The sequence below is a fragment of the Flavobacterium sp. P1_E4 genome (assembly GCF_056405915.1).
In genome coordinates this window covers 425,944-434,982 of the sequence record NZ_JBFUBE010000001.1, presented here as the reverse complement: position 1 = coordinate 434,982, position 9,039 = coordinate 425,944, and the positions used below count along the sequence as shown (strand labels likewise).

The following is a 9,039-nucleotide window of genomic DNA, read 5'->3' as shown; positions in this document are numbered from 1 at the left end:
AACCACAACTAATGAAGTAGAAAACTTTCCTGGATATGTAGATGGTGTTACCGGTCCAGAAATGATGGTTCAGTTGCAAAGTCAAGCACAACGTTTTGGTGCTGATATTCGTGATGGATGGGCTACCAAAGTAGATTTCTCTGGAGATATTCACAAAGTTTGGATCAATGATAAAATTGAATTGCATTGTGAAACTGTAATTATTTCTACAGGGGCTTCTGCTAAATATTTGAATATTGCTTCTGAGCAACATTATTTAAAAATGGGCGGTGGAGTTTCAGCTTGTGCAGTTTGTGATGGATTCTTTTATAGAAATCAAGAAGTTGTTATAGTAGGAGCAGGAGATTCAGCTTGTGAAGAGGCTCATTATTTGTCTAAATTATGTTCTAAAGTAACAATGTTAGTTCGTAGCGAAAAGTTTAGAGCTTCTAAAATTATGGAAGARCGTGTTCGYAAAACKGAAAATATTACAATCTTAATGAAYCAYGATACAGTAGATGTATTGGGAGACGARCAAGTGGTAACAGCTGTTAAAGCAAGAAACAAAACTACTGGAGAAGTGTTTGATATTCCAGCTACRGGTTTCTTCGTAGCGATTGGACACCAACCTAATACTGAAATTTTTAAAGACTACTTAACATTAGATGAGACAGGTTATATTATAAATACACCTGGAACTTCAAAAACTAATGTTGATGGTGTATTCGTAGCAGGGGATGCTGCAGATCATGTGTACCGTCAAGCAATTACCGCTGCAGGTACTGGTTGTATGGCTGCCCTTGATGCTGAAAGATATTTAGCTTCTAAAGATTAAATTTTTTTATAAAAATAGAAAAGTCCCATTTTTTAAAATGGGACTTTTTTTATGGAAATAAACGAACTGAATGTTTAGTATTTATACAGCTCTAATTGGGTTTACTTCGTTTTTTTTATCAATTGAGCTTCACCCAAAAATTTCCTTACCTCTATTTTGGGTGTTCCAACCAAGTAGATTTTGGATGCATTATCAGCATCAACTACAACTGTAGTATCTGCCATTAGATTACATATTGCACTTCCTTCGGTTGTTACATCAGCATTTTTTATATTCAAATTAAAACCTGTAAATACACTATTGTTGTCTTGTCGTATAATTGCGTTGGTAGCATCTCCTTCTATGATTGCTGTCGCTTTTTGGTACAAATCAAATGTTATATCAGTAGTTGTCGTCAGAGCTTTGATTTGAGCATTTTTACTTAGCTGAATTTTTGCTTTTTCAGCTTTTAAATTCAATTCGATCTTAGATTTGTCATCGGATATCAATGTGAAATTTTTTGAATTGACGTTCAAATATAATTTGGCAAAATCTAATGAGCTAAAGGTAATGTCATCTAATATAACAGCTTCTAGTGCATTTACAATAGTTGCGTTTTTGGCAACAACCGATTTTAGATCATTGGTGTATGTGATTTTTACAACCAATTTTTTGAAACTACTTATTTCTTTTGAAGTATAAATACGAAGTGTTTTTTCTTTGATGTCAAAAGAGATATTGTCGTGAAGATTTTCATCAGCATCAATTTTAATTTCGTTTTTTGTGCCTTTTTCCAAGAAAATAGTTAGGTTGTCTTCAATTTCTAAAGCTGTAAAGTCACCAATTTCTTTTGGTTTTTCGACAACTATTTTAGAGCCTTTTATTCTTTCTTTATTTTGGCCTATTGTAATGGTCGTTGTTAACAGAAAAAGAAAAATTGCATAAGAGAGTTTCATTTTAATTCAATTTGGGTTGGATGCAAATATAAAAAAACATCCGTTTCATAAAGTATAGAAACGGATGTTTTAAAAATTAGTCTTCAGCTTTCTTTAAATTGTCGTCAGGAATTCGATCAATCAAATAATTGTAGGGATCGATACCAGCGTCAAAAGGTTTTTCTTTAGTTTTGAAAGTATAAATATTTTCCTTTTTTGTTATTTTTAGTCTTTTGTAAACTAAAACTTTACCAAGATCGGTGTCTTTTTTTGGTTCTGCAAAAACGGCAATATCAATAAAATCAGCAACAGGTATTTGTGTTTCTTTTCCAAGCGTAGTGGATCTGAATTTTTCCGAAGTCGTTTTTAAAGTGACTTCATACTCAGTGCCCACTTTTTTATATTTGGCATCCAGCATTCGGTTAGAAAATAGTGTGATCTTTTCAAACATATCCGGAATCAAATACTTTAAACTATCCGGAGTTACTTTTCGTAATTCATTCACTGCATCGATCGAAGTAGGGAATGGCGGATTTTTGTAACCATAAGTAACAACCAAATTTTTCAGGGCTTGATTTACCTTTTTCTCTCCAATCATTTCTTTTAAATAATACATTACAACACTGGCTTTGTTATAATGGATATATTGTTGGTGCTCGGTTTTCATCAATGGCTGTTCCCCTTCAAGTTCAGAACTTCGGCCTCTTAAATAACGATCCATTTCATATTTCAGAAATTTTTTCATTTTGTCCTTTCCATATTCTTTTTCCATAACCATTAATGCAGAATATTGAGCAAAACCTTCACTAAACATTTCACTTCCCTGCATATTGGCACCAGCAACTTGATGTGCCCAGTATTGATGCCCCATTTCGTGCGCTGTTACATAATAAACTTGGTCAATGTCTTCTTTCTTTACATCTCGTAAATCAATAATAAAGCCAATGCCTTCGCTAAATGGCATAGTGCCTGGGAAAGCTTGTGCGAAACTTTGATATCTAGGGAATTCAATAATCCTACATTGTTTATGATAATAAGGACCAAAGTTTTTTGTATAATATTCTAATGATTTCTGCATACTTTTCATCATATTCGGAACATTATAGGCATGCTGTTTGTCATAATAAACTTCTAGATCAATACCATTCCATTTTTTACGAGCTACTTCGTATTTTGCAGAAATAAAGGAATAAAAATTTAGAGATTTTTTATCCAATCTGTAATTGAAGTACTTTCTTCCGTTTGCTGTCCATGTTTTTAGTAAAGACCCAGGAGCAATAGCAGTTTGGTCTGGCGCGGTACTTATTGTGGTATTGACTTCGACCCAATCCGAATCATTTCCAAGGTATGTATTGGCTCTGGCCGAAAGATTGTTTTCGTCCAGTTTTGGCATTCTGTCTCTTTTTGGTAATTTCAGTTTAACACGCTTATTTTTATCAGAAATCTCCATATCACTATTGTATCCCAAAGTCGGTAATATGTCTGAATTGTTAAAAAAAGTTCCATTTTGTGTCAATTGGGTAAAGCTGACTTCGTTTTCAAATCCTTTATTCAATTTCCATAAATTGATATTGATTTTGATGGAATCATTTGGCAATAAAGGTTTGTTTAATGTGTAAATCTGATACTTTAAAGGAGAATCTTTTAGTTTTAATTTTGCGCCATCAATACTTATTTTCAAACTATCAGTAAGTTGTGGCATCGTAAAATGGAGCTCCTCTATAGGTTTATTCGATTTGTTTTTCGCCCAAGCTTCTATTTTTGCAGTCATGCTTCGTTCTTCGGGTATAAGATCAATAGTGTAATTGAGCTTGTAAAAACGAGGTTGTATTACATGTTCGAATTTTTTATACTTTTTCTCATAATCCACTTGCTTGTTCTCTTGCTCTTTTGAAGAATCATAGGTGTTCAGAACTTTAGTGTTATAATATACAAAACTACTGCATAGCATAAATGCCAATATGCTAATGGCTATAAGAATTTTGTTTTTTCCAAATTGTACTTTTGCATTTACCCATCTGTATTTGAATTGTTCTTCTTTGCCACGGATAAAAAATGCTGTAATGACAAAGCATAAAATTAAACAAAACAATGCCCAGTAAATATTGTACCAAATGGTCGAGGATACAAATGGACCAAACCCATTCATATCCGAGTAGGTGATGCTAGGTGTGTTTCCAAAATTCAGCATATTACTATTGATTTCTAGTAATCCCCAAATGAAAGTATTGACTATAACAAAAGCGACGAAAGCAAAATAGGCAATATATCGGTTGTTGATTAGATGATGGAATAATAATGAAATTACCGCCATAAAAGAATAGCTCAACAGCGTAATAATCATTATTGATTTGAGGTAAAGATCCAATTTGTAATTGTAATAGCCGTAAGCTGTTTGTGCTAAGATTCCAACGATTATTGTTGAGACCAGCACAATGGCCATTGCAATAATCAAAGCAATCAATTTGGTAGAGAACAAAACTCCTGTTTTTATGGGTGTGGCATCTTCAATTTCATTGATTTTGGCATCTCGTGCTGCCCAAACTAAAACGCCTGTATAAAAAGTAATAAATCCAATCATGAAAATTCCAAATGCCCCTTTTATAGTGTCTACTACATCATAAGTTACGGGATACATTGCAGTACCATAAGTTCCTGTAAAACTTGTAAGGCCTGTAATCAAATTAATCATTCCGATAGCAACAATGATAATAAATGTTGGGTTTTTGATTATGGCTTTGGTTTCGAATTTTACTAAATTTAAAAAAGTAATTATGGAGAAAACATTGGCTTTTGTTGGTTCGAATATTGTATTTGAAACAATTATCGGTGTTTCAACTGTTTTTGATTTTTTTTCTTTTTTTGGTTTTTCTTTTTTTGTATTAAAAGAAAATTTGAAATAAACGGCCACTAGAATGACTAGACTGATACCTATCCATATCAAACGATTAGTCAATAAATCACCATGTAATGTAACTGCACTATAGTTTTTTTCTGCAACAGTAGTGTATTTGGTGGCAATTTTAAAGGGGCGAAGTCCAAATGGATCCAGTAAATTGGCCAACCATTCTTTTTGTATGTCTTTTGTGAATCCTGCAGAAACGATATAGAAAACCAAAATAAGCATTGCTCCTATAAAAGAAATTATATTGCTTCTGAAAATGATGGCTAAAGCAAAAAGGAAAACGCCAGAGATAATCACATTTGGAATCCCAAAAACCAGAAGACCTTGTATATGACCAGACCAAATGATTTCTCCAAACCTTTCGGCTGGGCACATATCAAATAGAGGTGCTAATAAAGGTGCAATAAGTGCACCAACAGATATTCCAAGTAATGGAATTATAGAAACGATTGCCGCACCAATAAATTTCCCAAAATAATAATGGCTTTTTTTGATGGGGGACGAGAATATAAATTGATGCATCCCACTTTGAAAATCACGGTTGGCCGTAGCATTCATAAAGGCTGTGGTCATCAATAAGCAAAAAATCGAAAGAATACCGTAAAACTGCTCAATGACAAAAGGGGCATTTTTATGTATATTTCCAATGCTTCCACCAATGGTAACTTGTTCTGATGCAGCTGCAAAAAATACAAGCAGCGTATTTATGAATAAAAAGATCCATATCATTGGTGTTTGCAACCAATATTTTAATTCGTATCGGATAAATTTCCACATAGTTTTTAGTCTTAAGGTTTTTAAGTCATAATTTCAAAAGTCTTATAATCATTACGACAGTAAGATTTTTGACATTCTGATATTTACACTAATTCGTTTAATTGAGTAAAGAACACATCTTCAAGATTTTCCTCTGCAGGACTGAATCCATCATTCAAATGGGTTTCAGAAAAAACATGAATCAATGGCTGACCTCCAACTAATTTGTTCGAAATTACTTTGTAGTTTTTTTGATATTCAGGAAGTTCTAGTTTGCTTACTTTCTTCTCCCAAACTTTGCCTTTAACTTCCAATAAAGCATCATCGGTATTGCCGCTAAAGAGTACTTTTCCGTGGTTCATTACAGCCATTTGTGTACACAGTTCACGAACGTCTTGAACTATATGTGTAGAAAGAATTACAATTGTATTTTCTCCTATTTCACTTAAAATATTATAAAAGCGATTTCTTTCTCCAGGATCCAATCCTGCAGTTGGCTCATCTACTATAATCAATTGTGGATTTCCAATCAAGCATTGTGCAATTCCAAAACGTTGTCGCATACCCCCACTATAGCTAGAAACTGCATTTTTTCGGTGTTCCCAAAGATTAACCTTGGTTAATAATTGCTCTACGATTTGTTTTCGGTCGGATTTTTTGTGAAATCCTTTTAATAAGGCTAAATGATCCAAAAGGTCTATAGCAGAAGTTCTTGGATACACTCCAAATTCTTGAGGCAAATACCCTAGAACTTTACGAACCGCTTCCTTGTTATTCAAGATATCAATGTCACCAAGAGATATAGAACCACTGTCAACATCCTGCAAAGTAGCCAATGTCCGCATTAATGAAGACTTTCCCGCTCCGTTTGGTCCAAGTAATCCAAACATTCCTTTTTTAATATGAAGCGAAACATCGTTCAGCGCATGTACACCATTACTATATTTCTTGTCTAAGTTTTTAATAATTAATTCCATTTGTATTTTTTGGTTTTTTAGTTGGTGAATGTAAGACGCTGGCTATAATTGTTTGTTACAATTTTGATGTAAGATTTGTCTTTTGTTTTCGATTTGAGGTAATTTGTTTTGCCTTTGTTCAATGATAAGTTTGGATTAGGAATATTATCTGGTTTTGTGTTGATACATAACAAGAACAAAGGCGATTGGGAAATAAATACTATAAAAAAAACATCCGACAATGCGGATGTTTTGAAGTATAATGTGAAATATTGTAACTAAAGCTTTTGTTCTTTATATAATTGTTTTTTAAGACAATTGTTATAGTCATTGGGATTGTAGTTTACAAATAGAATAATTATCTTTGCGGTATTATTTTGTATTATGCTTTTGTAAATAAAAAATTTTGATTTTCTATTTTTAATGTAAATTCATTTTTAGATTCATTAAATTGAATTTCAATACCACCTTCTCTTTCAGAACCAAATTTATTTTTACCAATATTTTCAAAAGAAATGGCTGAACCCTGACCTTCTTCAGGTGTTCCTGTAAGAGCTCCGTTCTCTTCAGTGAAACTAAGCTTTACTGGGAGTTGTTTACTTGAATAATTGCCTAAATAACCATCTAAAATTAACGCTTTCTCTAACTCACTTTTGTCCACGCTCCAAACATTATTAGTTGTGTTTATGTCAGGAAAAACATGATCTGGATCTAAAGTAATAGTATCAATTTCTTCAGTTGTGGTAGTTTTAAATGCCCATGATGTATTGCGTTGCCAAATTTCTACAGGAAGTTGTACACGACTAATTGTACCGCTTTTTGTTTTGATTTCCAGAACAACTGGCATAGCCATTTTTTCTAAGTTTTCGATTGAGATGATAGCACCCAATTTTGGATCGTTTTTTAAATATTTAATTTTTGAAATTCCTTGATCCAATTGCCAATTGTTTACAAACCAAGATCTCCAAAACCAATTCAAATCCTCTCCAGAAACGTTCTCCATTGTACGAAAAAAATCATCTGGTGTTGGATGTTTAAAAGCCCAACGTTCTGTGTATGTTCTAAAAGCTTTGTCAAAACGGTCTTTCCCTAATACTTGTTCGCGTAACACAATTAATCCTGTAGCAGGTTTGTCGTAGGCTAATATCCCTAAATGCCTTTCTTTCATTCCGTCTGGGGCTGTCATAATAGGCTCCATATCGGGTTTGAATAAAGTTTTAGCCATTTTTTGCATATTTTTTGGACGGGATTTGTATTCTCCATTATTAAAATCGACTGAACTCAACGAGTTGATAAAGGTATTGAATCCTTCATCCATCCAAGCAAATAAACGTTCGTTAGAACCAACAATCATGGGATACCAGCTATGGCCAAATTCATGATCGGTTACACTCCATAAATCTTCCCCTTTTGATTTCCAATTGCAAAAAACAATTCCGGGATATTCCATCCCACCTTCATTGCCAGCTACATTAACGGCTGTAGGATAGGGGTGTTCAAACCAACGTTTAGAGTAGTTTTCAATAGATGATTTAGTATATTCAGTAGAACGACCCCATGCATCCTGTCCTGAACTTTCGATGGGATAGGCAGAAATAGCTAATGATTTTTTACCGCTTGGTAAGTTTATTTTTGCTGCATCAATAATAAATGCTGATGAAGAGGCCCATGAGACATCACGAGCGTTTTTGATTTTAAAATGCCAGTTCAAAGTAGCTTTATCACTAGGTCTTGAAGTTGGATTAGTTACCTCTTCTGCTGAGCGGATGATTACAGTTTTATCACTTTGAGACGCAGTTGTCCAACGTTTTTGTTGTTCGGTGGTGTATACTTCGGACGGGTTTAGTAATTCACCTGAACAAACAACAATATGATTTGACGGTGCAGTAATTGTTACATCAAAGTCACCATATTCCAAATAAAATTCGCCGGCACCCAAATATGGTAAAGAGTTCCAACCTTTGATGTCATCATAAACGCACATTCTCGGATACCATTGCGCCACAGTAAATATTTTCCCATTTTTTGTTTCCAAAACTCCCATTCTGTCGGAACCAAAGTCAGGTGAAATAAAAGAAAATTCAATTTTAAGTTTTACGATTCCTCCATTAGCATTTAAATTCTGTGGAAGAAATATCTGCATTCTGGTGTCGTTTATTTCAAATTTTGTTTCTTTTTCTATGGTTTTTCCATTTTGAATTGCAACTACTTTAACAGATTTTATTTTATGTCCCCCGTCAAAAATTTGACCCTTGTCTCCATTACGACTCCCAGTTACTGGAATCACTGCTTTTCCAATTGAGCTGTTTTTAAACAAGTTTTGATCAACGTTCATCCATAAAAAAGAAATTTCATCAGAACTATTATTCGTGTATGTTAAAATTTCCGTACCAATAATTTCATTTTTTTTGTCATTCAGCGTAGCCGACAATTTATAATCAGCTTTATTTTGCCAATATTTTACTCCTGGCTGTCCACTGGCTGAATGTGTATCAGTACCATTTTTAGTGTAAAAGTTGGGGGCAAAAGCCTCATGATAGGCATATTTGGAGATTGTTTTGGCATTCTCTTCTTTTGTAGTTGATTGTTCTTGTGCCTGAAGACACATACCACCTAAAAATAAAGCTAAAATGCTGACTTTAAATTGATTGTTTTTCATAATGTAATTGGTTAGATTGATGATTTTATACGTGA

At 33.6% G+C, this 9,039-nt stretch carries 5 protein-coding genes; 1 reads left to right on the top strand and 4 read right to left on the bottom strand.

Going from position 1 to position 9,039, the window contains the following annotated elements; genetic code table 11:
• Nucleotides 1–814: NAD(P)/FAD-dependent oxidoreductase (locus AC1DY0_RS01800; protein ID WP_477186976.1), on the top strand; the 814-nt coding region annotated here is incomplete at its 5' end.
• Between the two features lie 101 nt (nucleotides 815–915).
• On the opposite strand, the gene AC1DY0_RS01795 is transcribed toward AC1DY0_RS01800, so the two are convergent.
• The 4 genes from AC1DY0_RS01795 to AC1DY0_RS01780 form a co-directional block, all read right to left on the bottom strand.
• Nucleotides 916–1,749, bottom strand: coding sequence for a GIN domain-containing protein (locus AC1DY0_RS01795; RefSeq protein WP_477186975.1), 834 nt, complete (start codon nucleotides 1,747–1,749; stop codon nucleotides 916–918).
• Between the two features lie 76 nt (nucleotides 1,750–1,825).
• Complete coding sequence (locus AC1DY0_RS01790; RefSeq protein WP_477186974.1) at nucleotides 1,826–5,410, bottom strand: M1 family aminopeptidase; 3,585 nt, start codon at nucleotides 5,408–5,410, stop codon at nucleotides 1,826–1,828.
• Between the two features lie 83 nt (nucleotides 5,411–5,493).
• Entirely contained in the window at nucleotides 5,494–6,366 is an 873-nt protein-coding gene (locus tag AC1DY0_RS01785; RefSeq protein WP_477186973.1) for an ABC transporter ATP-binding protein, read from the bottom strand.
• A 361-nt stretch (nucleotides 6,367–6,727) separates the two neighbouring features.
• Nucleotides 6,728–9,004 carry a M1 family metallopeptidase gene (locus tag AC1DY0_RS01780; RefSeq protein WP_477186972.1) on the bottom strand — a complete coding sequence of 759 codons (2,277 nt, stop codon included), beginning with the start codon at nucleotides 9,002–9,004 and terminating at the stop codon, nucleotides 6,728–6,730.
• Nucleotides 9,005–9,039: the final 35 nt, after the last annotated feature.